The sequence below is a fragment of the Micromonospora sp. ATLC16 genome, from assembly GCF_057196645.1.
In genome coordinates, this window is the sequence record NZ_JBXUOW010000021.1 from 1 (window position 1) to 22,092 (window position 22,092).

Sequence of the window (22,092 nt, forward strand, 5' to 3'; positions counted from 1 at the left end):
GCGGCGGCCCGGTCGGCGCCGCCGGCCCAGCCGGCCAAGGCAGCGCGCAGGGTCTTGCGCCGCTGCGCGAAGGCGGCGTCCACCACCGAGAAGACCTGCTCGCGGGGTACGTCGGCGCGGGGCGGCTCGCGGCGGGAGAAGGCGACCAGACCGGAGTCGACGTTCGGCACCGGCCAGAACACGTTCGGCGGCACCTTTCCGGCGGCCCGGGCGTGGGCGTACCAGGCCAGCTTGACCGACGGTATGCCGTACACCTTGGAGCCGGGACCGGCGACGAGCCGGTCGGCTACCTCCTTCTGCACCATCACCAGTCCGTGCCGGAGGCTGGGCAACACGGCGAGCAGGTGCAGCACCACGGGTACGGCGACGTTGTAGGGCAGGTTCGCCACCAACGCGGTGGGCGCCGGGTCGGCCAGGTCGGCGGCGGTGATCCGCAGGGCGTCCGCGTGGTGCACGGTGAGTCGGTCGGCGGCCGGGCCGGCATGCCGGCCGGCGGTGCCGGTGAGCGCGGCGGCCAGCGTGGCGTCGATCTCGACGGCGTGCACGTGGGCGGCGGCGGGCAGCAGGGCGAGGGTGAGCGAACCCAGTCCGGGGCCCACCTCCAACGCCACGTCGTCGGGAGCGAGACCGGCGGTGGCGACGATCCGGCGGACCGTGTTGGGGTCGTGCACGAAGTTCTGGCCGAGCTTCTTGGTGGGTGCGACGCCGAGCCGGGCGGCGAGGTCCCGGATCTCCGCCGGGCCGAGCAGGTCTGCGGCCATAACCCGACAGCGTACGGGTCAGCCGCCGACGCCGGCCGGGTGCCAGGGACCGAAGGCCCGTTCCCCGGCGGCCGAGATGGCGGCACAGAGTTCGTCGAGGTCGGCGCCGGTTGCGGCGGCCAGCGCCCGGACGGTCAGCGGGATCAGGTACGAGGCGTTGGGCCGGCCTCGGTGCGGGACGGGAGTGAGGTACGGGGCGTCGGTCTCCACCAGGATCTGGTCCAGCGGGGTCAGCGCGGCGGCCTCCCGCAGTGCCCCGGCGCTGGCGAAGGTGACCGTGCCGGCGAAGCTGAGCAGGTAGCCCCGACGGACGCACTCGGCGGCGAACTCGGCGTCGCCGGAGAAGCAGTGCATCACCACTGTGTCCGGTGCGCCCTCGTCGTCGAGGATGCGCAGCACGTCGGCGTGCGCGTCCCGGTCGTGGATCACCAGCGTCCGGCCGTACCGTTTGGCGATGGCGATGTGCGCCCGGAAGCTCTCCTCCTGCGCGGCGCGGCCCTCGTCACCGGTGCGGTAGCGGTCCATCCCGGTCTCACCGACACCGCGGACCCGCTCCTGACCGGCGAGTGCCTCGATCTCGCGCAGGGCGCCGTCGAGGTCGGCCAGCCGGGGCGCCTCGTTGGGGTGCAGCGCGACCGTGGCCAGCACCGCCGGGTAGCTGCCGGCCACCTCGGCGCCCCAGCGGGAGGAGGCCACGTCGACACCGACCTGCACCAGCCGGTCCACCCCCACGGCAGCGGCGACGTCGATGGCGGCGGCGACCGGGTCGGCGGGATCACCGCCACCGGGTACCCCGGCCTCGCTGACGGTGATGTCGAGGTGGGTGTGACTGTCCAGCACCGGTCGGGGCAACGGCTCGGGTGCGGGTGGGAACTCTCCGGCGCGGCGGGCCGCGCGCTGGCTACGGGACTCGGTCGGCTCACTCATCTCCTCGACAGGATCACACACCGGACGAGGCCACCCGGAGGCCACCCGGAGTTCACCTCGGCTACGCCCCACGCACCTACCGTCGCGACGTGGACGCGCGAGGTGAGCTTTTCCGGGCCGGAGGTGCGGTGCCGGAGCGGACCGGTCTGCGGGTCGCGTTCGGCGGCGCGGTGTATCCGGCGGAGGAGATCGCCCGGGGCGCGGCGTACGAGTTGTTCAGCGCCGACGAGGTGGCCGGCTTCGAATGGGCGCCCCGGGTCAACTCGACGCTGCCGTGGCGGCGGTTCGTGCACGTCACCGAGGTCCGCGCCGTGCACGGAGCGACCGAACAGGCCGAGGATCCGGAGGCTCCCCTGCTGGTGCCGCTGCACCGCGAGCGGGGCTGGGCGGAGGTGCACCGACTCGCCCAGCAGCCGGCCGCCGCGGACGACCCGCTGATCACGACGGTACGTGCCTCGGCCGGCGTACGGCGGGGCACCCGGATGATGAAGATCCTCTCCGCCCGGCAGCTCGCCGGGTACGTACGCGGCTGGCTGCCGCACGGGTTCTGCTACCGGGAACATGACGTCGCGCACCTGCGTACCCCGATGACGACAAGCGTGCTGCGCACCGACGGCGGGGACAGCCGGGACGGCGCGGACGTGACGTACGCGTTGCGCTGGCGGGCCGCCGACCCGGGCGACTACGACGTGCCGGCGGGCGCGGCGTACCGCGGGCTGACGGCGCTGGGTGCCCGGGACCGGTTGGGCCCGGCGGTGCTGGGCACCGGCTTCACGCCGAGCAATCACCACCTGATCCCCGAGTTCGTCACCCGGGACTTCGCCGACCTGCCGATGACCGCGAACGCCACCCTGCTGGCCTACCCGGCGGAGGGCCTGGAGGTGGTGCTCTACGCCTACCAGGCCGAGCAGCGGGGCTGGCTGCGGATGGTCGGGCCGCAGTGGCGACACCTGCTCGCCGCGGTGCCGGGTCTGTCCCCGGAACAGGAGTACGTGCCGACCGGGGAGGCGCCGCGGTCGACCCGCCTGGTGGGCACGTACGCGGGCGGGGAGTACGAGGCGGTCGCCGACCTGCCCGGCGATTTCCGGGTACTGGCGCTGACCCGGGCCGCCCGGTACCCGGTCGACGGGGTGAGCCGACGGTTGCGCCTGGCCGCCTGGCGGGGGGTGCCGTGCCTGGTGTTGCGTGAGGAGGCGGGCTGGCTGCGGTTGCGGCTGCGACGCCCGGATCCGGACGCGGTCGCCGCGACCGGCGCACAGTGCCACGAACGGGGCGTCTACGAGACGTGGGCCCCGGGCGGTGAGGTGACCGACGACCAGGTGGTGGACCACCCGTATCTCCGCTGACCTGGCCCGTCAGTCGGGCGGCGCAGGAATATCGGATGCCCGCCGGGGAAGCCTCGGTTTTCCACCCCTACAGGAGGACGAGATGCCCTTCATCACCGTCGGCACGGAGAACTCCGCGCCCATCGACCTGTACTACGAGGACCATGGGTCGGGTCAGCCGATCGTGCTGATCCACGGCTTCCCCTTCAATGGGGCGACCTGGGAGAAGGTCTCCGGACCGCTGCTCGACGCCGGCTACCGGGTGATCACGTACGACCGGCGTGGTTTCGGCAACTCGGCGCAGCCGACGTTCGGGTACGACTACGACACCTTCGCCGCCGACCTCGACGTGCTGATGGCCGAGCTAAATCTGCGCAACGCGATCCTGGTCGGTCACTCGATGGGTACCGGCGAGGTGACCCGCTACCTGGGCGCGTACGGCTCGGAGCGGGTGGACCGGGCGGTACTGCTGGCACCGCTGGCGCCGTACCTGCGGCAGGCGCCGGACAACCCGGAGGGTGTCGAGCCGAGTCTCTTCGAGGGCTTCAAGCAGGCGATCACGCAGGACCGGTTCGCCTACCTCACCCAGTTCTGCAACAACTTCTTCAACTACGACGAGAACAAGGGCAAGTTGGTGAGCGAGGAGGCGTACCGGGCGCACTGGAACATCGGGGCGATGGGCTCGGCCAAGGCCACGCACGACTGCGTGGACGCCTGGGGCACCGACTTCCGGGCCGACGTGTCCCGGATCGACGTGCCGGTGCTGATCGTGCAGGGCGACAAGGACAACGTGCTGCCGTACCCGAAGACGGGTCAGCGGTTGCAGCCGATGCTCGCCGACAGCCGGTTGGTCACCCTCAAGGGCGCGCCGCACGGCATCCCGTGGACCAACGCCGACGAGGTGAACAAGGCGATCATGGAGTTCGTCGGCTCGCCGGTCATGGCCCGCGCCTGATGCGGGTCGGGCCGACGTCCGGCGCCCGCCACGACGGACGGGCGAACATGTCACGCCACGGGCGCGACCCCGAGCGGGTCGCGCCCGTGGCGGACGGTCGGAGGGGTCAGCCTTCGAGCCGGGCCAGCTCCTCCTCGACGATCGAGGGGTCGAGCTTGCGGAAGACAGGCTTGGGCGCCGCGAGCGTCCGGCCCACCACGAGCGGTATGGACTCCCACCGCGCGCCCTGCGTGTAGTCCCCGGTGAGCACCGGGTACGCGGGACCGACGTCGAGGTCGGCGACCTCCTCGATGACCGGCATCGGTGCGTGCACCCCGGTGCCACCGAGCAGCTCGTGGATCTTCTGCGCGGAGTGCGGCAGGAACGGGGTGAGCAGCGTGTTGGCGTCGCTGACCACCTGGAGGGCGACGTGCAGGATGGTGCCCATCCGCGGCTTGTCCGCGGCGTCCTTGAGCTTCCACGGCGCCTGCTCGGAGAGGTACCGGTTGGCCTCGGCGACCACCTTCATCGCCTCGCCGATGGCCTGCTTCTGCCGGTGCCTGGCGATCAGGTCGCCGACCGTGCCGAAGCCGGCGCGCGCCACGGTTAGCAGCGCCTCGTCGGCCTCGGTGAGCCCGTCCGGGCCGATCGGTGGGATCTCGCCGAAGTTCTTCGCCGCCATCGAGACGGACCGGTTGACCAGGTTGCCCCAGCCGGCGACCAGCTCGTCGTTGTTGCGGCGCAGGAACTCGGCCCAGGTGAAGTCGGTGTCGTTGCTCTCCGGCCCGGCCACCGCGATGAAGTAGCGCAACGCGTCGGCGTCGTAGCGCTGGAGGAAGTCCCGGACGTAGATGACCACCCGGCGCGACGAGGAGAACTTGCGGCCCTCCATGGTCAGGAACTCGCTGGAGACCACCTCGGTGGGCAGGTTGAGCCGGCCGAGCCGGCCCGGCTCGCCGTCCCGACCGCCCTCACCGGAGTAGCCGGCCAGCAGGGCGGGCCAGATCACCGAGTGGAAGACGATGTTGTCCTTGCCCATGAAGTAGTAGGCCTGCGAGTCCTTCCCCTCACCGTCGGTGGACCACCACTTGCGCCAGGCCTCCGGGTCGCCGATGCGGCGGGCCCACTCGATGGACGCGGACAGGTAGCCGATGACGGCGTCGAACCACACGTAGATCCGCTTGTCGGTGCGGTCACGCCAGCCGTCGAGCGGGATCGGCACGCCCCACTCCAGGTCGCGGGTGATGGCCCGGGGGTGCAGGTCGTCCAGCAGGTTCCTGGAGAAGCGCAGCACGTTCGGACGCCAGCCCTCCCGGGTGTCCAGCCACTGCCGCAGCACGTCGGCCAGGGCGGGCAGGTCGAGGAAGAAGTGCTCGGTCTCGACGAACTCCGGCGTCTCCCCGTTGATCTTCGACCGTGGGTTGATCAGGTCGATCGGGTCGAGCTGGTTGCCGCAGTTGTCACACTGGTCGCCCCGGGCGCTGTCGTAGCCACAGATCGGGCAGGTGCCCTCGATGTACCGGTCGGGCAGGGTCCGCCCGGTGGACGGCGAGATGGCACCCATGGTGGTCTTCGGCACGATGTAGCCGTTGCGGTACATCCCCTCGAACAGCTCCTGCACCACGGCGTAGTGGTTGCCCGTGGTGGTGCGGGTGAACAGGTCGTAGGAGAGGCCGAGACCGTGCAGGTCCTCGACGATCACCCGGTTGTACCGGTCGGCCAGTTCCCGCGGCTTCAGCCCTTCGGCGTCGGCCTGCACCTGGATCGGCGTGCCGTGCTCGTCGGTGCCGGAGACCATGAGCACGTCGTGACCGGCCATCCGCATGTACCGGGCGAAGACGTCGGAGGGAACGCCGAAACCGGAGACGTGGCCGATGTGGCGCGGGCCGTTGGCGTACGGCCAGGCCACCGCCGCGAGAACGTGACTCATGGACAGAAAGCCTAGTGACCCCTGGGAGGTGACCGCGAACCAATAGGGGTCCCTGGTCGGCACGATGAGCCAACCACCCTCGACAAATAGTCCGAATTGTCATCGACACGCGGCCTGAGCTGCCCGATCAACCCCGCTCGCCGGTGTCCAATGAAACGCGTGACTGGCAGCCGAGCCGCCCGAGACCACTCCGACGGACCTCCTTCCGACCCGGGGGTGGATTCCACCGCGTCGCCGCGTACCCAGACGGTGGCACCTCAGCCCCGCGCGTTGCCCTCGTTGACATCGGAGCTGGAGACCGGCGCGGCCGGGCCGGAACGGGCCGACGCCGTCACGGTCGGGTCACGCACCGGAGTCGAGGTGGAGCCGACGACCGGCGCGCCGGTGGACACGCTGCCACGGCGGGTTCCGGTCCGGCCGGCCGGACGTCGGGGCCGTCGGGGCCGATCGCACGACGACGGTACGCCGGACGAGGACACCTTCTGGGCACCGATCGAGCAGGTGCACTGGGACGGCACGCCGGTGCGGCAGGAGCCCGGCGACGCCGAGCGGTGGTGGCGGCGATTATGGCCGGTGCGCCGGCGTCGGGAACGCAGCAGCCACCCGCCGGATCCGCTGGCAGGGTTGGCCGCGTTGATCGGGTTGAGCCTCGCGGCGGCCTTCTTCGCCTGGGTCAGCGCCGGTCCGCTCTGGCTCGCCGTCGGGCACGCCACCTCCGGCACGGTGGTTGTCACCAGGTGCACCGGCGACGGCCTGACCCAGCGGTGCCGAGGCATCTTCACGGCGGCGGAGGCGGAGTTCCGGATCCACGGCGTACGGATCAGCGGGGTGTCCCGGGAGCGTGCGGTGCCCGGTTCGGCCCTACCCGCCCGGGTGACCGGCCCGGACGGTCACGTCGCGTACGCCGACCGTGGGCTGGGTGCCCAGCTGCGATGGCTGCTCGGGGTGCTCGCGGTGCTCGGCTGCGCGGTGGGCATCGCCCGCTGGACCGGTGCGACCCGGCTGCCCGATCGAACCGAGCGGCGTTGGGCGATCGCCGCCTCGCTGGCCGGCCCGCCGCTGACCGCCCTCGGCTTCCTGATCGCCGCCTGGTAGTACCTGGCCTCACTGGTGCACGAGCGTGTAGACGTCGCGCCGGCGCAACCCGTACTCGGCCGCGACGTCAGTGATCGCGTCCCGGCGGCTCCGGCCCGCCGCCTCGCGCTCGGCCACCGCCGCACGCAGCGCGTCGTCGTCGGGACGGACGGCAGGTGCGGCGGGCGCACCGGCCACCACGAGGGTGATCTCGCCACGCGGGTCGCCGTCGGCGGCCCACCGGGCCAATTCACCGAGCGGGCTACGCAGCACCTCCTCGTACGTCTTGGTCAGCTCGCGGCAGACGGCGGCGGGCCGGTCGGGGCCGAACGTGTCAGCCAGGTCGGTCAGCGCGGCGGCGATCCGGTGCGGCGCTTCGAAGATGACCAACGTCCGTTCCTCGGCGGCCAGTGCCCGCAGCCGGGCGCGCCGGGCGCCGGTGGCACGGGGCAGGAACCCTTCGAAGCAGAACCGGTCGCAGGGCAGCCCGGACAGGGCCAGGGCGGTGGTGACGGCGCTGGGACCGGGCGCGGCGCTGACCGGCACCCCGGCGTCCAGGGCGGCGCGGACCAACCGGTAGCCGGGGTCGGAGACGCTCGGCATGCCACCGTCGGTCACCAGCGCTACCACGTATCCCTCGGTGAGCACCTCGACCAGTTCCGGGGTGCGCCGGTCCTCGTTGCCCTCGAAGTACGAGACGATTCGGCCGGGAATGGTCACGTCGAGGTCGCGGGCGAGCCGGCTCAGCCGGCGGGTGTCCTCGGCGGCGACCACGTCGGCGGCGGCGAGAGTGTCCCGTAGTCGGGTGGAGGCGTCGGCGGGATTGCCGAGCGGCGCGCCGAGCAGAATCAGGCGACCGGTTTCGGACATTTGACCCACGGCAGCGCACTCCTTAATCGACGGGCGTACCGGATATGGGGACGACAGGCACCACCGACCCCCTTGGCAGCCTACGATCGCCGGGTGACGAGTGCGTCGACAGCACAGAGCGCGAGCCCCGACCAGCCCGCGGAGCCGGAAACGACCACAGCCACCGCCCCCGGTCCGGCGGGGGGTGGCGTACCGGCGGCGATCCGCCGCCGGCTGGCCACCGTCGAGGCCGGGCTGGACGATCGTTCATGGCTGGCCACGGCGGTGGTCGTGGTCATCGCGGCGGTTCTCCGGTTCGCGAACCTCAGCCATCCGCCCGGCAAGATCTTCGACGAGGTCTACTACGCCCGGGACGGCTGGGGGCTGATCGACAAGAGCGTGGAGTGGAACTACACGAACAACGCGCCGTCGTACGTGGTCCACCCGCCGCTGGGCAAGTGGTTGATCGGCTTCGGCGAGTGGGCCTTCGGCTACAGCGACGCCGAGCACGGCATCTCGGTGCCCGGCCACCTGTTCACCACCGCGCCGGAGTTCGGCTGGCGCTTCTCTGCGGCACTGCTGGGCACCCTGTCGGTGCTGCTCATGGTCCGCATCGGCCGTCGGATGTTCCGCTCCACTGTGCTGGGCTGCGCCGCCGGCCTGCTGCTCGCGGTCGACGGGTTCCATCTGGTGCTCTCCCGCACCGCGCTGCTCGACATCTTCCTGCTCTTCTTCATCCTGGCCGCCTTCGGTGCGCTGGTGCTGGATCGCGACGCGACCCGCCGCCGATGGGCCCAGGCACTGGAGGCCGGGCTGGATCCGACCGCCCGGGGGCGGGTCGGTCGCCCGGCCGGCGGGTGGCGGAACTGGCCCTGGTGGCGGCTGGCGACCGGGGTGCTGCTCGGTTGTGCCTTCGGGGTCAAGTGGAGCGCGCTGTTCTTCGTACCCGTCTTCGCCCTGCTGATGCTCCTCTGGGACGTCGGGGCCCGGCGCTCGGCGGGGGTACCCCGGCCGTGGCGGGACACCCTGCTCGACGGCGTGCCCTGGATGGTGCTCGCCGGTGTGCTGATGGCGGTGACGTACGTCGCGACGTGGTCCGGCTGGCTGTTCAGCCAGGAGGGCTACTACCGGCTCGCTGAGCGGTACCCGGACGCCGGGCTCAGCGACGCGCCCCTCGTCGGCCCGCTGTGGAACCTGATTCAGTACCACGAAGCGGCGCTGGGCTTCCACAGCCAGCTCGACGACCCACACAAGTACCAGTCGTGGCCGTGGCAGTGGCTGCTGCTGGGCCGGCCGGTGGCGTTCCACTGGACCGGCGAGGGCCCGTGTGGCGCGGCGAGCTGCGCCGAGGAGGTACTGCTGTTGGGTACCCCGCTGCTGTGGTGGTCTTTCCTGCCGGCGCTGGTGGCGCTGGTCTGGCTCGGCCTGGCCCGGCGGGACTGGCGCGCCGGAGCGATCCTGCTCGCCGTGGCGGCCGGGCTGCTGCCCTGGTTCTGGTTCGCCCTCGACGGCCGGACGATGTTCTCCTTCTACGCCGCGCCCACGCTGCCGTTCCTGGTGCTGGCCGTGGTCTACGTGCTGGGGGCCATCGCCTCACCGGCCGGACCGAGCGGCACCCTGGCCGTGACCGGCGCTCACGAGGAGGCCAGCCGGGACCGCCGGCTGGTCGGCGGGGTGATCGCCGGGGCGTACGTGGCGCTTGTCGTCCTCTGCTTCGCGTACTTCTATCCGATCTTCGTCGGCTTGGTGTTGCCGTACGAGGACTGGTCCGCGCGGATGTGGTTGGACGGCCGCTGGATCTGACACCACCGCAGGGCCCGTACGCCGAGGCGTACGGGCCCTGCGTCGGAAATAGGACGCGCCCCGATCGCCTGCCACGGGGGAAGCGGGCGATTGGGGCGCGCACCAGCAGCTTAACCACCCGCGACCGAGGGCACAACGGGGCGGCGTGAGTCAGATTTCCGACGAATGCCGAATGCGACAAGAAGTTGCGGCCACGGTTGTCGCAGGGTGACTCCTCGGGGACGCTGCGCCGCCCGGAGCCACCGTACGACAGATGGCTGAACCGTTGCGTCCAGCCACTCAGCTCCCCGTGACATCGCCCGACATCGAAGTGCGGCCAGCTCGTCCGGACGAGATGGTCAGGGTCGTCTGGGGCGAGGCGGCAGCCAGCCGAAGAACCTCTCCTGCAGCGACGTCGATCCGGCGAGATGCAGATCCTCGGCGGCGGCGGCGAGACAGGCGCCCAGGTAGACACTGAGCATCGGCCGATCCACGCCGTACTCGATCAGCAACTGCTCCCGTTTCGGGGCACAAGGCCACTCGGCGCCACAGATGCCACACGTCCATTCGGGGGCCACCGGGACGTGCTCACCCGCCCGCCCGGGCGACGCGGCTCCGTCCGCCGCTGCCACCGTGGCACCCGAGCGATCCGTAACACCCGTCATCGCGCTCCTCTCCGTCTCCACCGGTGACGGCGGGCTCTGCCGCCCACCGTCGGGTCGAACGTGCCCGTGCTCATCTACAGCGCCCGGGAACGCAGCGGCGTTCGTCGTTGCGGTACGTTGACCAACCATGGCCGCCGCGACCCGCCCCGGGCACTGCATCAGCCGGAAGTATTCATCGTCGCCGGTCGCTGGTACCGGCGCCACCGGCCGAAGGGGCTACCCCGGAGCCGCAGGTGCGTGATCTGCTCCCGCCCGCCGTCGCGGTGGCCGTAGCGGGGCCGGACGACTGGTCCGGCCGGTTGCACGCGGCCGAGGCGGCCTGTCTCGGCGACCACGCGGTGGACAGCCGCCGCCGGGACTTCACCGCCGGCCGGATGTGCGCCCGCCGTGCCATGGCCACGCTCGGCCTGCCGCCGGTCGCCGTACCGGCCGCCGCCGACCGCTCACCCGTCTGGCCGGCCGGCCTGGTCGGCACCATCACGCACACCCGCGGCTACTGTGCCGCAGCCGTCGCCCGTAGTGACGAGATCCGGGCGGTCGGCATGGACGCCGAGCAACACCGCGAACTCAGTGCGGGGGTACGCCGACTGATCTGCCTGCCCGAGGAGGACGAGCAGGTCGCACACCTGCCACCGGGCACCCACTGGCCGGCGGTGATCTTCAGTGCGAAGGAGACCGTCTACAAGGTGTGGCATCCGGTCGTCGGCAACTGGCTCGACTTCCACGACGCCCTGGTACGGCTCGATCCCGACGCCGGGACGTTCACCGCGCGGATCTCCCCCGCCCGGGTAACCGAGGCGCCGGTCGACCACCCGCCCACGCTGATCAGCGGCAGCTTCGCGGTCGACGCCGACCTCGTACGCACGGCCGCCACGCTCGCCCCCCGGTAGCCGACCGGCGACCCGATGACTTGTCCTGAGTGGACTTGTCTACACTCCGCTCGGTGATCAACAAGAGATGGTCGTCAGCCGCCCTCCTCGGGTTGCTGACGGCGACCACGCTGGCCGGCCCGGTGCCGGCACTCGCCGACGACCGGGCGGAACCGCCCACCGAGCCACCCCGGGTCCAGCTCGTGCTGGACGTGAGTGGCTCGATGCGGGCCGCCGACATCGACGGACGCAGCCGGATCTCGGTTGCCCAGCAGGCGTTCGGCGAGGTGGTGGACGCCCTGCCCGACGAGACCCAGTTGGGCATCCGGGTGCTGGGCGCCACCTACCAGGGCAAGAACAAGCAGCAGGGTTGCCTGGACACCCAGCAGATCGTGCCGGTCGGCCCGGTCGACCGGACGCAGGCCAAGGCCGCCGTGGCGACCCTGCGCCCGACCGGCTTCACCCCGGTCGGGCTCGCCCTGCGCGAGGCCGCCAAGGATCTCGGTACCGGTGTCACCGCCCGCCGGATCGTGCTGATCACCGACGGCGAGGACACCTGCGCCCCACCGGACCCCTGCGAGGTGGCCCGGGAACTGGCCGCCAAGGGCACCACGCTGGTGGTGGACACCCTCGGTCTCGCACCGGACGAGAAGGTGCGCCGGCAGTTGCTCTGCATCGCCGCCGCCACCGGCGGCACCTACACGGCCGCGCAGAGCGCCGAGGATCTGACCGACCGGCTGAAGCAACTGGTGGACCGGGCCCGCGACACGTACGCCACCACCCCGGCGAAGGTCGACGGGACGAACGCCTGCCCCGGTGCGCCCCTGCTCTCTCCCGGCGTCTACACGGACCGGGAGACCTTCTCCGAGCATCGCTGGTACCGGGTGCCGGTACGGCCGGGACAGGAGCTACGCGCCTCGGTCAGCATCGCGCTCGACCGCCCGGTCAATCCCGACCACGGCGTACTGCTGCGGGCCACCACGGCGGACGGCCGGGAGCTGGTCCGCGGAGTGGACGCCGGCAGCGGACGTACCGACGTGATCTCCACCGGCCTTCGTTGGTCGGGCGGGGAGGACGCCGAGCGGCCCGAGGAGACCGACCCGACGCCGCAAACCAGCGCGCCCTCGGCCGTCACCACCGTCTGCCTGGTGGTCAGCAACATGTTCTCGCCGCGGGCGGGCACCGCGGCGGACCCGGGCATGCCCGTCGAGCTGACCATCGACTTGGTCGCCGCGTCGTCCGCTCCGGACGGGCCGGACCTGGGCCGCGGCTGGGTGCTGCTGCTCCTGCTGACCCTGGCCGGCCTGCTCACCGGGCTCGTCACCGGCCTGCTCACCCGCTGGTGGGTAGCCACCTGGAGGAACTGAGAGATGCGTATCCGTTGGGCAACCGCCGCCGCACTGATCGCCGCCGGTGTCGCCCTGACCCCCGGCACGGCGCTCGCTGCGCCCACCCCCACCCCTTCCCCGGGTGCCGTCACCGTCACCAGGGCCGGCACCTCGTACCTCACCGCCACCCCGGTCGCCGCCGGCCAACCCGTCCGGGTCGCCGCCTCGACGGGTGAATACCTCTACTGGTCGTTCCCGGCGGCTGCGGGTGAGATCCACGAGATCACCGCGACGGTCACCCTCGCGCAGAACCGCAACGGTCGATCCACCTGGACCGTGGAGGTCTTCGACGGGCTGCGCCGCCGGCAGGCGTGCACGGCCGGTGCCCAGACGCCGACCGCCGACGCCGCGGTGCGTGCCGTCGGCATCGGCTGCACGATGCGGCGGGTGCGCCCCTGGGCCGAGCCATGGTCCGGCGACCCACTGCCCGGCACCTACTACGTGCGCCTGGCCGTGGTCGACGTGCCCGAGCCCGACCTCGGCCTGCCGATCGACGTGGACCTGCTGGTCTCGACCACCGACGACGCCGGCAGCTCCGCCGACGACGGCAGACTGGAAGCGGATCTGGTGCCACCGGCCAACGCCGGCACCGTACTGGACGCCGAGCCGACGATCGCACCGGCGGGCGACGGGGACGACGGCTGGAGCCTGAGCCTCACCGGTTGGCTGCCCGAGGCCGGCTCCCGCTGGGTCTGGACCAGCGTCGGCGGAATGCTGGCCGCGGTCGCGGGCGTGGTCGGGTTCGCCCTCACCCGACGTCCCGCCACCAGGTGAACCCCGCCGGCAGGTCGTGCCGAGGTGCCCACACGACCTGCCGGCGGCCCCGCTACCGGCTGCGCCGCGAACGCCGGCGGGCCGGGCCACTTGACCCGGCGGCTACCCGACGGATAAGGCCCACACGGAAGTCCGAGCACCCGTGGTGCTCTCGTCCACATAGGCCACCGTCACCATGTCGCGGGAGTTTAGGTACGCCCTCCGACAGGCAGGCTCCGGCACGGGCCGCGACGGGCTACTCCAGGGCGAAGGTGGCCGACGCGCGTCCGGCCGCGTCCGCTACCGCCTCCAGGTAGAGCAGGCCGTCGCGGTGACGGACGTACTGGCCGGGGAAGTTGACCGACTCCAGGGACAGCTTCGTGGCGTCGGCGAGCCCGGCCCTCCGGGTGAAGGTGGCGTCCTGCCGGAAGAGATTCGAGCCGTCGTTGCGTTCCACCCAGATCTGGTGGTTGCGGTGCCGCAGGAAATGGCCGGGATAGTTGGTCGACTCCAGCGAGATCGCCGCGGAGTTCGACAGGCCGGCGACGATCCGGAACTGCGAGTCGGCCAGGTTCGTCACGTTCGGCTCCAGCCGGAACCGGAACTCCCAGTGCCGCAGGTAGCGGTCGGGCAGGTCGTGGGCGCGTAGCCGAACCGGGGTCAGGCCGTCCGGCACCGGTACACCGAAGTTCGGAGTGCCGTCGGCGTTCCAGTAGACCCGCTGGATCCGGGTACGCCGGTTCGGGTCGCTCAGCGGGTCGTAGCCGTTGCCGAGGTACCGCTCGTAGTTGCGGGAGTGGTAGACGATCACGTCGCTGCCGTCCTCGGCGACGGTGAACGAATTGTGCCCCGGGCCGTACTGACCGGTCCGGCTGTCGCTGGCCAGCAACGGTGTGGCGCGCTTGCCCCACGATGCCGGGTTCAGCAGGTCGCCGTTCGCCGAGGCGGTGAGCAGCCCGATGGCGTAACTGGCGTCGGTGGCGCTCGCCGAGTAGGTCATGAAGATCCGGCCGTTACGGATCAGCACCGCCGGTCCCTCGTTAACCCGGTAGCCCCGGGTCTCCCAGGCGTACGTCGGGGTGGCGATCAGGGTCGGGGTGCCCGTGTACGTCCAGGGGTTGACGGCTCGGGCGAGGTAGATGTTCGAGTTGCTGCCGGCGTACTCCGCCCAGGCCAGGTAACGCTGGCCGTGGTGCACGAAGGTGGTGGCGTCGAGGGAGAAGCTGCTGCGCGCCGGCTGGAGTTGGCCCCGCTCTGTCCACGGGCCGTCGAGCGGGTTCGCGGCGCTGCTCTCCAACACGTACGGCCGGATGGCCCAAATGTCGTCGGTGCGGCCGGCGGCGAAGTAGACGTACCACCGGCCGTCGATGAAGTGGATCTCCGGAGCCCAGATGTGCGCGCCCATCTCGCCGCTGGCGTGCCGACGCCAGATCACCCGCTCGGTCGCGGTGGCGAGCCCCTGAAGGGTGGTGGCACGGCGCAGCACGATCCGGTCGTACTCGGGCACCGTGGCGGTGAAGTAGTAGTAGCCGTCGGTGTGCCGGTAGATATGCGGATCGGCACGCTGCTCGGCCAACGGGTTGGTGAAGGTGACGGCGGCGGCCCGCACCGGAGCGGCCGGCCCCGCCAGGGAGCTGATCGCCGCCATCACCAGGGCGGCGGCCACCGCTGACCACTTGCGGTACGTGAGCTTCCGACGCGCCATCGCCTTGCCCTCCCGCCCACCGCGAGCCGATCATCCGTGGCGGGCACGGTCCCCGTCCGACCGTGCCCGCCGTGCCCGCTACCTCTCATTGATAGCGTTAACATTTATCGCCGTCAAGACGTGGACACGTATCCGAATCTGGTCCGTAACACGACGACGGCCGGCGGCGAGCCGTCCGCAAGTCAAACCGACGCATACCCGACTGCTCATCGTGACGATCGCCAGCAACGTCGCCAACCGGTACCGCACACCACGAGGATCACGAGGGTCGGCGACCTGCGCCAACCGGTCCAGCAAGCCCGCAGACGGTGAATCGGCACCGATGGCGGCAGCCGCGGCGTGACCCGCCCCGGCGGTGAGCGATGATGACACAGCGATCACGACACCCTTGGTGAGTCTTGAAGCGTAGACAACTTCATGATCCACAGGTGTCGTGCTCGCTCCTCATCCGGGCACGGCCCTCAGGACAACGCCAGGCAAAAGAGGACATTCGCGGACTACTCCGGGGCCCTGCCAAGAACGTCCAGTGCCCACTTCGCCATGCGATGGATCGCGGCAGGATTCTTTCGTGCGGAGTGGAATTGCAGGTCAAGGGCGACGGACCCTGTCATAGGACCCTGTCGGGCCTGCCGGAGCTGCTCAGCCACTTGACGACGGAAGTCGATTCGGCACGAGCACCCGTGCCCCCTTGCCATCCGGCTCGCCTTCAACGTAGAGCCGACGAGCACGCCGGCAGCGCCGTGGTGACTGGTAAATCCATGCCTCGGCTGACCGCCAAAAGTCGCTTCCCGACATCTCCCATCCCACAGCTCGACGCTACCCGCCTGGCCACTACAGGCGATCCGCCTCGACCAGACGATTTTCGACAGCGCAGCCACCTCGTGGCCCTGGCGATCGACCAGGGTGGGCATGACAACGTCACCGTCATCGCCGTCGACGTGACCCAGGGAACGAATCCGACCGCCACTGCCTACGATCGGGCCATGAGCAACGACGACGGCGTACGGGGCTGGCTCCGCCGGCAGGGAGCTGAGCAGATCGCGCATCCCGGCGGCAACCTGTACGCCCACCTGTGTCGGGTCAGCGAACGACTCGCCCTGCTCGGCTGCGACTGTGACGTACAGGCGGCGGGCCTCACCCACGCCGTCTACGGCACCGACGGCTTCGACCTCGCTCTGCTTGATCCGGCCGATCGTGCGGTGTTGCGGGACCTCGTGGGTGCCGAAGCTGAGGAGCTCGTCTATCTGTACGGCGCTTGCGACCGTGGGCGAAGCTGGCGGGAGTTGACCAAGACCGGCCAGGTGTTCGACCGCTTCACAGGTCAGGTGCGAACGCCGGATGCGGCTCGACTGCGGTCTCTCGTGGACTTGAGCATCGTCAACGAACTGGACGTCATCGAGCAGGATCCAGCCGTGCGGGCCCGGCACGGCGCCTACTTCCGGGAACTCTTCGCCTCCTGGGCCACGCTGGCCGGTGAGCAGGTCAGCCGCGACGCGCAGCGGGTGTTGCACCGTGACTGACGGTCGGCCACGCGTACGCGCCGTCTACCCCGGCAGCCGTCATCCGGGCGATTCTGCCGACCGGCTGGACCTCCGTCACCGTCGTGGCAGGGAGTGGGCTGACCTCCACCTACTGCCGTCGCCATGACATCGGAGTGATCGTGCGCGGCGTACGGAACACGACCGACCTGCGGAACGAGTATCAGCTGGCCGGGATGAACCAGTCGTTGGGGGTTCCCACCGTGTTTCTGCCCGCGCTGCCCGAACTGGCCGCGGTGTCGTCGACGGTGGTTCGCACCCGACGAGCCCGTCGTGGGCGGTGAGGCGGGACGGCGCGCTCCGGCCAGGTCGCCCAGTCGCCGACCAGGTTCGAGTTGGCCAGCAGCACCCGAGCCCGGCCGGCCCGCCGTCCGCGAGCACCAGCGCCAGCGCCCCGACGACCATCCCGACGTCGGCCTTCGTCGAGTTGCCGCCCGAGCTGCGGAAGTCCTCACGACGGGCCGTGGACGTCACCGACGCGCTGCCCACGCTGTGCGGCAACGAGTTCGGCACCGGAGGTCGGCAGGTCACCGCGAGCGCCGCGATGAGGCTTACCTACCAGAAGGCCGGCGCCCCGGACAGTTACGCGCCACAGGGGACGATCGATCAGACGATCTTCGCCTTCGAGGGTGACGGCGCCGTCGACTACCTGCGGCGGCTGCGCGGCGCCGTCGAGGCGTGCCCCTCGTACGACCAGGGCGGCAACCCGGTCAAGGTCGCAAGCAAGACGTTGCCCGGGGTCGGGGACGAGGCCCTGCCGGTGACCCTCACGTGGGCCGCGACGAAGCTGAACGGTGAACGCACCGGCGGCGACGGCTCCAGCCAGATCGCCGTGGCACGTGTCGACGGTGCGGTGACCGTCTTCAACGATCAGGGCTGGGAGGGCAGCAGCGGCAACCCCGAGATCCTGGACCAGACCGTACGCGACGGTGTGCAGACCATCGACGCCTGGCAGCGCTGACAAAGCGTGGGGCGGCGCCCACCGGCACCGCCCCACGCTCCGTTGGGAATTACTGCCAGGAACTCTGTTGGGTGTAGACGAGGTTGCCCGGGATGACCGTCCCGTTGGTGCTCCACTCGGTGTACGCCCAGAAGTCGCCCTCGGCCAACGGCTTGTTCGGCTTCAACGTGAAGTTGACACTCTGACCGCGCTCCGTCGTGGACGGCACGGTCAGCGTGGCAGGCGAATACCGGGCGTTGCGGCCGATGATGGCGTGCCGCAGCTCGAAGTCGACGACCGGACCATCGGAGACCTGCGCGAACACGTACGCCGTGTAGCGCCCGGGCTCGGGCAGGAACTTGTACGCCTGCTCCGTGCTGGTCCAGTACCTGTCACTGCTGTACACGAGGGTGTCGCCCTTGTACAGGTAGAGATCGAGGTTCGTGTTCGGGTCCTCGGTGTCGGTCTCGACGATGATGCCCGCGGTGTTCGCCGGCACGGTGAAGTCGACCTTCTTCACGCCGGAGGCGCTCGGGTCGAACACGCCGCCGTACACGCCGGCCGGCATCGAGTAGGTCGTCCGCCGCACCGGCGTGTAACCGGTGCTGCGACCGGCGAGCGGCCCGGTGAAGCCCGGCTGGATCATGCCGTAGGCGCCGATGGTCATCCGGCCGAACTCCTCGCCGTCGTCACCGTACGGCCGAGGGCTGATCCCCCACGGGCGGGCGGCGACCGGGATCCGGGCGCTGTGCCACTTGCCCTTCCAGGTGATCGACCCGGTCACGTACCGGTCCCAGGGGGCGCTGCCCCGGCGCAGCGTGATGGTCACCGTCGCGGACTTCCCCGGCGCCAGCGTCACCGACTTCGGCGTGACGCTGACCGCCATGCCCTTGAGGCCGGACACCGACGAGCGGTAGGTCTCCCGCGCCTTGCCCACGTTGGTCAGCGTGCGGGTGATGGTCACCGGGCGGGTGCCGTCGTACTCGCGCAGCGAGATGGCCGGCAGGTTGAGTTCCTTGCCGTCGGGCTGGGCCGTCTCGCTGAAGGCGACCAGCTCTGCCGCGGTCGGCTCGATGACCAGCCCCGGGTCGGTGGCCCCGGCCAGGTTGATGAAGCCGCTGCCCTGGTCCAGGGGGTTGGTGGTGCCGACGGTGTCGGTCGCGGTCGTGCGCAGCGCCGAGGCGACCCTGCCCGGCGTCCAGTCCGGGTGCGTGGCGCGCAGGATCGCTGCCGCGCCGGCCACGTACGGCGACGCCATCGAGGTGCCCGAGTACGCGTCGTACTGCCGCCCGAAGTTGCCCGGCGGTGAGACCGCGGCGATGATGTCCGACCCCGGGGCGACCAGGTCCGGCTTGAAGACGCCGTAGGTCACCTTGACCGGCCCGGTGGAGGAGAAGTCCGCGACGCTGGGGATACCCGCGACGCTGGAGCCGTCACCGCCGGCGCGCACGGACACCTTCGCGTCGGTGGGGTGGCGGATCAGGTAGTTGAACAACGTGCCGGCCTGCTTCTCGGTCGGCAGGTACACCACCGGAAAGTTGTAGATCGAGTTGACCCGGTAGTTGCCGACCGGGTCGAACAGCACCATCGCGGCCCCGCCCTTGGCCTTGATCTCGGCGACAGAGCCGAACGTGTCGTACAACGCGCAGGCGACCACCTTGTCCTTGATCTTGGCGGGGTCCAGGCTGCCCGGTGCGCAGTATGCGGCGCCCAGCTCGGGCGACCCGGCCTGGTCGTTGAAGACCATCGACCGCGAACGGCCGCCCGGCAGCGCGTCCAGCGAGCCACCGACCAGCTTCGTGCCGTCACCCAGCTTGAGCGTCGCCTCGTCGAGGTTCGTCACCGCCGCGCCGACAGTGGTCACCCAGGGTGCCGCGTTGCTGATGGCGCCGCTCACGATGCCGGTGTTCCCGGCCGACGCCGCGACGAAGACCCCGGAGAGGGTGGCGTTGAGGAAGGCGATGCCGATGGGAGTGTTGGCCTCCCAGTCGCCGAGCTGCGAGCCGATCGAGAAGTTCAGGACCTGCACGCCGTCGGCGACCGCCGCGTCGATGCCGGCGATGATGTCGGCGTCGTAGCCCCTGCCGGCCCAGAGCACCTTGTAGACGGCGATCTGGGCGTCCGGTGCCACCCCGGAGATCGGGTCGAAGCGCCGACCGTCGATCGTGACGTCCGAGACGGGCAGGCCGGCCGCCGTGGAGGCGGTGTGGGTGCCGTGCCCGACCGCATCACGGGGGGACAGGAATTCGCCCTCGGGCACCGAACCGCCGCCGACGAGCCAGGTGTCGGCGAAGTAGCGGGCACCGACGATCTTGCCGTTGCAGTGCTCGGCCACGAAGGCCACACCGGGCTGGCAGGTGCCGTGCCAGGTCGGGGGCGCGGGCATCTTCTTGGCGAACGATGCGCTCTCTGGCCAGATGCCGGTGTCCAGGACGCCGATCACCATGCCCTTACCGGTGGCGGGGCCGGGCTTGGGCGGCTTGGGCGGCTTGGGCGGCTTGGGCGGCTTGGGGGTCTGGACCGCTGCCGACGGGTCGGGCCCGGCCGCGGCGGTGGGCGTCGGGGCGGTGGGCGTCGCCGTGGCCGCGAGGGACGCCGTCGAGCGGCTGCCGAGCGCCTGCGAGGCGGTGACGGCACGGACCCGCTTGTCCGCCCGCAACGCGGTCGCCTGCGGGGCGGTCAGCTTCGCGGAGAACCCGTTGAAGGCGGTGGTGTAGGCCGCCCTGACCTGGGCGCCGACCGCCTTGGCAACGGCGGTCCGCTGCGCGTCGAGGTGGCTGCGGTACGCCCGCGACGGCGCCGACGTCACGTCCAGCCGGCTGCCCGGCGCCGGACGCGTCCGCGCCAGCCCCGACGTCCCGCCGACGTACGTGGCCAGTGGCTCCTCGGCCAGCTCGACGATGTAGACGCCTGATCCGCTCGCGTCTACGGCGGTCTTCGGGCTGTCCGCCTCGCCGCGGTCGGGACGACGGTCGGCCCCGTCGGTCAGGGTGACCTTCCGGTCGGACCCGGTGGTGAAGTAGCTCGGGCCGCTGTGACCCGGTCGTTCTCCGGGGGCTGCAGATGCCGAGCCCGCGACACCGGTTGTGCCGGTGATCATCGCGACGACCAACGCCGGTAGCGCCAGTCCTCGCAGCCTGTTCCCGCTCGTGCGTGTAGCCACGAGTCTCCTCTCCATCGCTCCGTTGTGGAGCTGCCTCATCTATCGCGACCCGCTCGTGGGAGCGCTCCCCACCTAAGCCCGCGACGGTTAATCGAGGATTTGCGCGGCGTTACGGATCGCTGGGCACATAAGATCATGATCGACCGGCTTTGCCTAGATCATGTTTCCGGCGACCTGGAGCCCACAATCCGCGCCGGGGAACCCTGCCACCTTCCGGCGGAGCACCGTTACCCCCGCGTCGCGGTGCGGGCCAGCCCTCACACGACGTGGCGCAGGTAGTCGGCGATCGCCGCGTCCAGAACCTGCGCGCCGGGACGCGCCCACGCCGCGGCGGAGATGACTTCCACCTCGATCGGGCCGCCGTAGCCGGCGGCGTCGACGGCCTCGCGCATTCGACGCAGCTCGATGCACCCGTCACCGGGCAGCGTCCAGCAGCGACACCTTGATGCCGTCCACCATGGGCCGGTGCGCCGTGATCACTTCGATGACCGTGTCGGCGGCCAGGTCCAGGTCGGGCGATCCCCAGTAACCGGCCAGCGCCGGATCGAACATCGGGCCGAGCCAGTGCAGCACCACTGGTTCCCCGGCGGCGCTCAGCAGCTCGTCGTACACCCGCAGGTAGTCCTCCGGGCCATGGGCGGCGGCGGCCGGGCACCGCGAATCCCAGGTGACCGAGTGGATCAGCCGCCGTTCGCAAGAGCACCACGATGTACGGTGACGCCAGCCGGCGCGGCGAAACACCGTCACAGATCGAGAGGGCTGGCCATGGCGACGCTGTCCGATGTGGCCCGTCGGGCGGGCATCTCACCCGCCACCGCCTCCCGCTGATCAACGGCAGCAGCAAACCGGTCATCGACGAGCTGCGTGAGCGGGTGCTCGCCGCCGTCGCCGCACTGCAGTACGTGCCGAACGCGCACGCCCAACTGCTGGCCCGCTCGCACCGCAGCGCGGTCGGCGTGATCGTGCACGACGTCTCCGACCCGTACTTCGCCGAGATCACCCGTGGGCTACAACGCGTCGCCACCGACCAGGGCCGGCTGCTGACGATCTGCAACAGCTACCGGGACCCGGACCGCGGGCTGAAGTACGTGGAGTTACTCCGAGGCCACCAGGTGGCAGCGCTGATCCTGGCCGGCTGCGGCGGCGCCGTCATGCCGGACAACCGGGCCGGTGGCCACCTCGCCGGTCGCGAACTGTGCGAGCTGGGGCACCGGGCCATCCACTGCACGCTCACGTGCTGGGTCACCGTGCCGTCGAACTCAACCATTCGGCTTGACTTCTGCCGCCCTGTGCCGCGGACTGGGGCTCCGTCCTGCTAACGAGACGCTGACAAATGATCAAGGGCGGGTTCCCCGTCATCCGGGAAACCCGCCCTTGAACTGCTGTTTCTTGGTGGAGCTGAGGGGATTTGAACCCCTGACCCCCTCGATGCGAACGAGGTGCGCTACCGGTCTGCGCCACAGCCCCTCCGCCGGTGAACCGGCGTCGG

At 70.9% G+C, this 22,092-nt stretch carries 18 protein-coding genes, 1 tRNA gene and 2 pseudogenes; 11 read left to right on the top strand and 10 right to left on the bottom strand.

What is annotated here, in order from left to right:
* Together rsmA and AC2CHE_RS11425 are read right to left on the bottom strand one after the other, a co-directional pair.
* On the bottom strand, positions 1 to 761 hold a 761-nt coding region (gene rsmA / locus AC2CHE_RS11420), incomplete at its 3' end, for a 16S rRNA (adenine(1518)-N(6)/adenine(1519)-N(6))-dimethyltransferase RsmA (RefSeq protein ID WP_484504880.1).
* Positions 762 to 779: 18 nt separating this feature from the next.
* Positions 780 to 1,688, bottom strand: a complete 909-nt coding sequence (locus tag AC2CHE_RS11425) for a TatD family hydrolase (protein ID WP_484504881.1) — start codon at positions 1,686 to 1,688, stop codon at positions 780 to 782.
* An 89-nt stretch (positions 1,689 to 1,777) separates the two neighbouring features.
* Between AC2CHE_RS11425 and AC2CHE_RS11430 the strand changes: the two genes are divergently transcribed.
* Positions 1,778 to 3,034, top strand: a complete 1,257-nt coding sequence (locus AC2CHE_RS11430) for a hypothetical protein (RefSeq protein WP_484504882.1) — start codon at positions 1,778 to 1,780, stop codon at positions 3,032 to 3,034.
* Between the two features lie 82 nt (positions 3,035 to 3,116).
* Positions 3,117 to 3,968: an alpha/beta fold hydrolase gene (locus AC2CHE_RS11435; RefSeq protein ID WP_484504883.1), complete on the top strand. Its 852-nt coding sequence runs from the start codon at positions 3,117 to 3,119 to the stop codon at positions 3,966 to 3,968.
* 106 nt (positions 3,969 to 4,074) lie between these two features.
* Here the strand turns inward: AC2CHE_RS11435 and metG are convergent, their stop codons facing one another.
* Positions 4,075 to 5,877: a methionine--tRNA ligase gene (gene metG, locus AC2CHE_RS11440; RefSeq protein WP_484504884.1), complete on the bottom strand. Its 1,803-nt coding sequence runs from the start codon at positions 5,875 to 5,877 to the stop codon at positions 4,075 to 4,077.
* 150 nt (positions 5,878 to 6,027) lie between these two features.
* Between metG and AC2CHE_RS11445 the strand changes: the two genes are divergently transcribed.
* Positions 6,028 to 6,972: a hypothetical protein gene (locus AC2CHE_RS11445; RefSeq protein ID WP_484504885.1), complete on the top strand. Its 945-nt coding sequence runs from the start codon at positions 6,028 to 6,030 to the stop codon at positions 6,970 to 6,972.
* 9 nt (positions 6,973 to 6,981) lie between these two features.
* Here AC2CHE_RS11445 and rsmI read toward each other — a convergent pair whose 3' ends face one another.
* Positions 6,982 to 7,821 carry a 16S rRNA (cytidine(1402)-2'-O)-methyltransferase gene (rsmI, locus tag AC2CHE_RS11450; RefSeq protein ID WP_484504886.1) on the bottom strand — a complete coding sequence of 280 codons (840 nt, stop codon included), beginning with the start codon at positions 7,819 to 7,821 and terminating at the stop codon, positions 6,982 to 6,984.
* Between the two features lie 93 nt (positions 7,822 to 7,914).
* On the opposite strand from rsmI, the gene AC2CHE_RS11455 reads away from it, so the two are divergent.
* Positions 7,915 to 9,603 (top strand): dolichyl-phosphate-mannose--protein mannosyltransferase, encoded by a 1,689-nt coding sequence (locus AC2CHE_RS11455; RefSeq protein WP_484504887.1) that lies wholly within the window; start codon positions 7,915 to 7,917, stop codon positions 9,601 to 9,603.
* A gap of 338 nt (positions 9,604 to 9,941) precedes the next feature.
* Here AC2CHE_RS11455 and AC2CHE_RS11460 read toward each other — a convergent pair whose 3' ends face one another.
* A complete protein-coding gene (locus tag AC2CHE_RS11460; protein WP_484504888.1) occupies positions 9,942 to 10,247 on the bottom strand; it encodes a hypothetical protein in 306 nt (101 codons plus the stop codon).
* A gap of 233 nt (positions 10,248 to 10,480) precedes the next feature.
* Between AC2CHE_RS11460 and AC2CHE_RS11465 the strand changes: the two genes are divergently transcribed.
* From AC2CHE_RS11465 to AC2CHE_RS11475, 3 genes are read left to right on the top strand one after another with little or no spacing between them, the layout of a single operon-like run.
* Positions 10,481 to 11,137 carry a 4'-phosphopantetheinyl transferase family protein gene (locus AC2CHE_RS11465; RefSeq protein ID WP_484504889.1) on the top strand — a complete coding sequence of 219 codons (657 nt, stop codon included), beginning with the start codon at positions 10,481 to 10,483 and terminating at the stop codon, positions 11,135 to 11,137.
* 53 nt (positions 11,138 to 11,190) lie between these two features.
* Positions 11,191 to 12,483 carry a VWA domain-containing protein gene (locus AC2CHE_RS11470; protein WP_484504890.1) on the top strand — a complete coding sequence of 431 codons (1,293 nt, stop codon included), beginning with the start codon at positions 11,191 to 11,193 and terminating at the stop codon, positions 12,481 to 12,483.
* A gap of 3 nt (positions 12,484 to 12,486) precedes the next feature.
* Positions 12,487 to 13,278, top strand: coding sequence for a peptidase (locus AC2CHE_RS11475; protein WP_484504891.1), 792 nt, complete (start codon positions 12,487 to 12,489; stop codon positions 13,276 to 13,278).
* 235 nt (positions 13,279 to 13,513) lie between these two features.
* Here the strand turns inward: AC2CHE_RS11475 and AC2CHE_RS11480 are convergent, their stop codons facing one another.
* The gene (locus AC2CHE_RS11480; RefSeq protein WP_484504892.1) at positions 13,514 to 14,962 is read right to left on the bottom strand and encodes a family 43 glycosylhydrolase; all 1,449 of its coding nucleotides are present in this window, start codon (positions 14,960 to 14,962) and stop codon (positions 13,514 to 13,516) included.
* A 983-nt stretch (positions 14,963 to 15,945) separates the two neighbouring features.
* Here AC2CHE_RS11480 and AC2CHE_RS11485 point away from each other — a divergent pair.
* The 3 genes from AC2CHE_RS11485 (at position 15,946) to AC2CHE_RS11495 (ending at position 17,461) form a co-directional block, all read left to right on the top strand.
* On the top strand, positions 15,946 to 16,482 hold the full coding sequence (locus tag AC2CHE_RS11485) for a DUF6817 domain-containing protein (protein ID WP_484504893.1): 537 nt from the start codon (positions 15,946 to 15,948) through the stop codon (positions 16,480 to 16,482).
* Between the two features lie 83 nt (positions 16,483 to 16,565).
* Positions 16,566 to 16,784, top strand: a complete 219-nt coding sequence (locus AC2CHE_RS11490; protein ID WP_484504894.1) for a hypothetical protein — start codon at positions 16,566 to 16,568, stop codon at positions 16,782 to 16,784.
* The gene (locus AC2CHE_RS11495) at positions 16,781 to 17,461 is read left to right on the top strand and encodes a hypothetical protein (protein ID WP_484504895.1); all 681 of its coding nucleotides are present in this window, start codon (positions 16,781 to 16,783) and stop codon (positions 17,459 to 17,461) included. The genes AC2CHE_RS11490 and AC2CHE_RS11495 overlap by 4 nt, the downstream gene beginning before the upstream one ends.
* 49 nt (positions 17,462 to 17,510) lie before the next feature.
* Here AC2CHE_RS11495 and AC2CHE_RS11500 read toward each other — a convergent pair whose 3' ends face one another.
* From AC2CHE_RS11500 to AC2CHE_RS11510, 3 genes and pseudogenes are all read right to left on the bottom strand, one after another.
* Positions 17,511 to 20,603, bottom strand: coding sequence for a S8 family serine peptidase (locus tag AC2CHE_RS11500; RefSeq protein ID WP_484504896.1), 3,093 nt, complete (start codon positions 20,601 to 20,603; stop codon positions 17,511 to 17,513).
* A 257-nt stretch (positions 20,604 to 20,860) separates the two neighbouring features.
* Entirely contained in the window at positions 20,861 to 20,995 is a 135-nt protein-coding gene (locus tag AC2CHE_RS11505; RefSeq protein WP_484504897.1) for a hypothetical protein, read from the bottom strand.
* A 25-nt stretch (positions 20,996 to 21,020) separates the two neighbouring features.
* A pseudogene (locus AC2CHE_RS11510) lies at positions 21,021 to 21,263 on the bottom strand (DUF993 family protein); the annotation flags it as partial.
* A gap of 105 nt (positions 21,264 to 21,368) precedes the next feature.
* On the opposite strand from AC2CHE_RS11510, the pseudogene AC2CHE_RS11515 reads away from it, so the two are divergent.
* A pseudogene (locus AC2CHE_RS11515) lies at positions 21,369 to 21,823 on the top strand (LacI family DNA-binding transcriptional regulator); the annotation flags it as partial.
* A gap of 170 nt (positions 21,824 to 21,993) precedes the next feature.
* Here AC2CHE_RS11515 and AC2CHE_RS11520 read toward each other — a convergent pair.
* Positions 21,994 to 22,070, bottom strand: a tRNA-Ala gene (locus tag AC2CHE_RS11520).
* Between the last annotated feature and the right edge of the window lie 22 nt (positions 22,071 to 22,092).

Coding starts and splice junctions, on each gene's coding strand:
- metG (WP_484504884.1), bottom strand. CDS start 5,877: ATGAGTCACGTTCTCGCGGCGGTGGCCTGGCCGTACGCCAACGGCCCG.
- AC2CHE_RS11505 (WP_484504897.1), bottom strand. CDS start 20,995: ATGCGCGAGGCCGTCGACGCCGCCGGCTACGGCGGCCCGATCGAGGTG.
- AC2CHE_RS11445 (WP_484504885.1), top strand. CDS start 6,028: ATGAAACGCGTGACTGGCAGCCGAGCCGCCCGAGACCACTCCGACGGA.
- AC2CHE_RS11435 (WP_484504883.1), top strand. CDS start 3,117: ATGCCCTTCATCACCGTCGGCACGGAGAACTCCGCGCCCATCGACCTG.
- AC2CHE_RS11425 (WP_484504881.1), bottom strand. CDS start 1,688: ATGAGTGAGCCGACCGAGTCCCGTAGCCAGCGCGCGGCCCGCCGCGCC.
- AC2CHE_RS11480 (WP_484504892.1), bottom strand. CDS start 14,962: ATGGCGCGTCGGAAGCTCACGTACCGCAAGTGGTCAGCGGTGGCCGCC.
- AC2CHE_RS11475 (WP_484504891.1), top strand. CDS start 12,487: ATGCGTATCCGTTGGGCAACCGCCGCCGCACTGATCGCCGCCGGTGTC.
- AC2CHE_RS11460 (WP_484504888.1), bottom strand. CDS start 10,247: ATGACGGGTGTTACGGATCGCTCGGGTGCCACGGTGGCAGCGGCGGAC.
- rsmI (WP_484504886.1), bottom strand. CDS start 7,821: ATGTCCGAAACCGGTCGCCTGATTCTGCTCGGCGCGCCGCTCGGCAAT.
- AC2CHE_RS11485 (WP_484504893.1), top strand. CDS start 15,946: ATGAGCAACGACGACGGCGTACGGGGCTGGCTCCGCCGGCAGGGAGCT.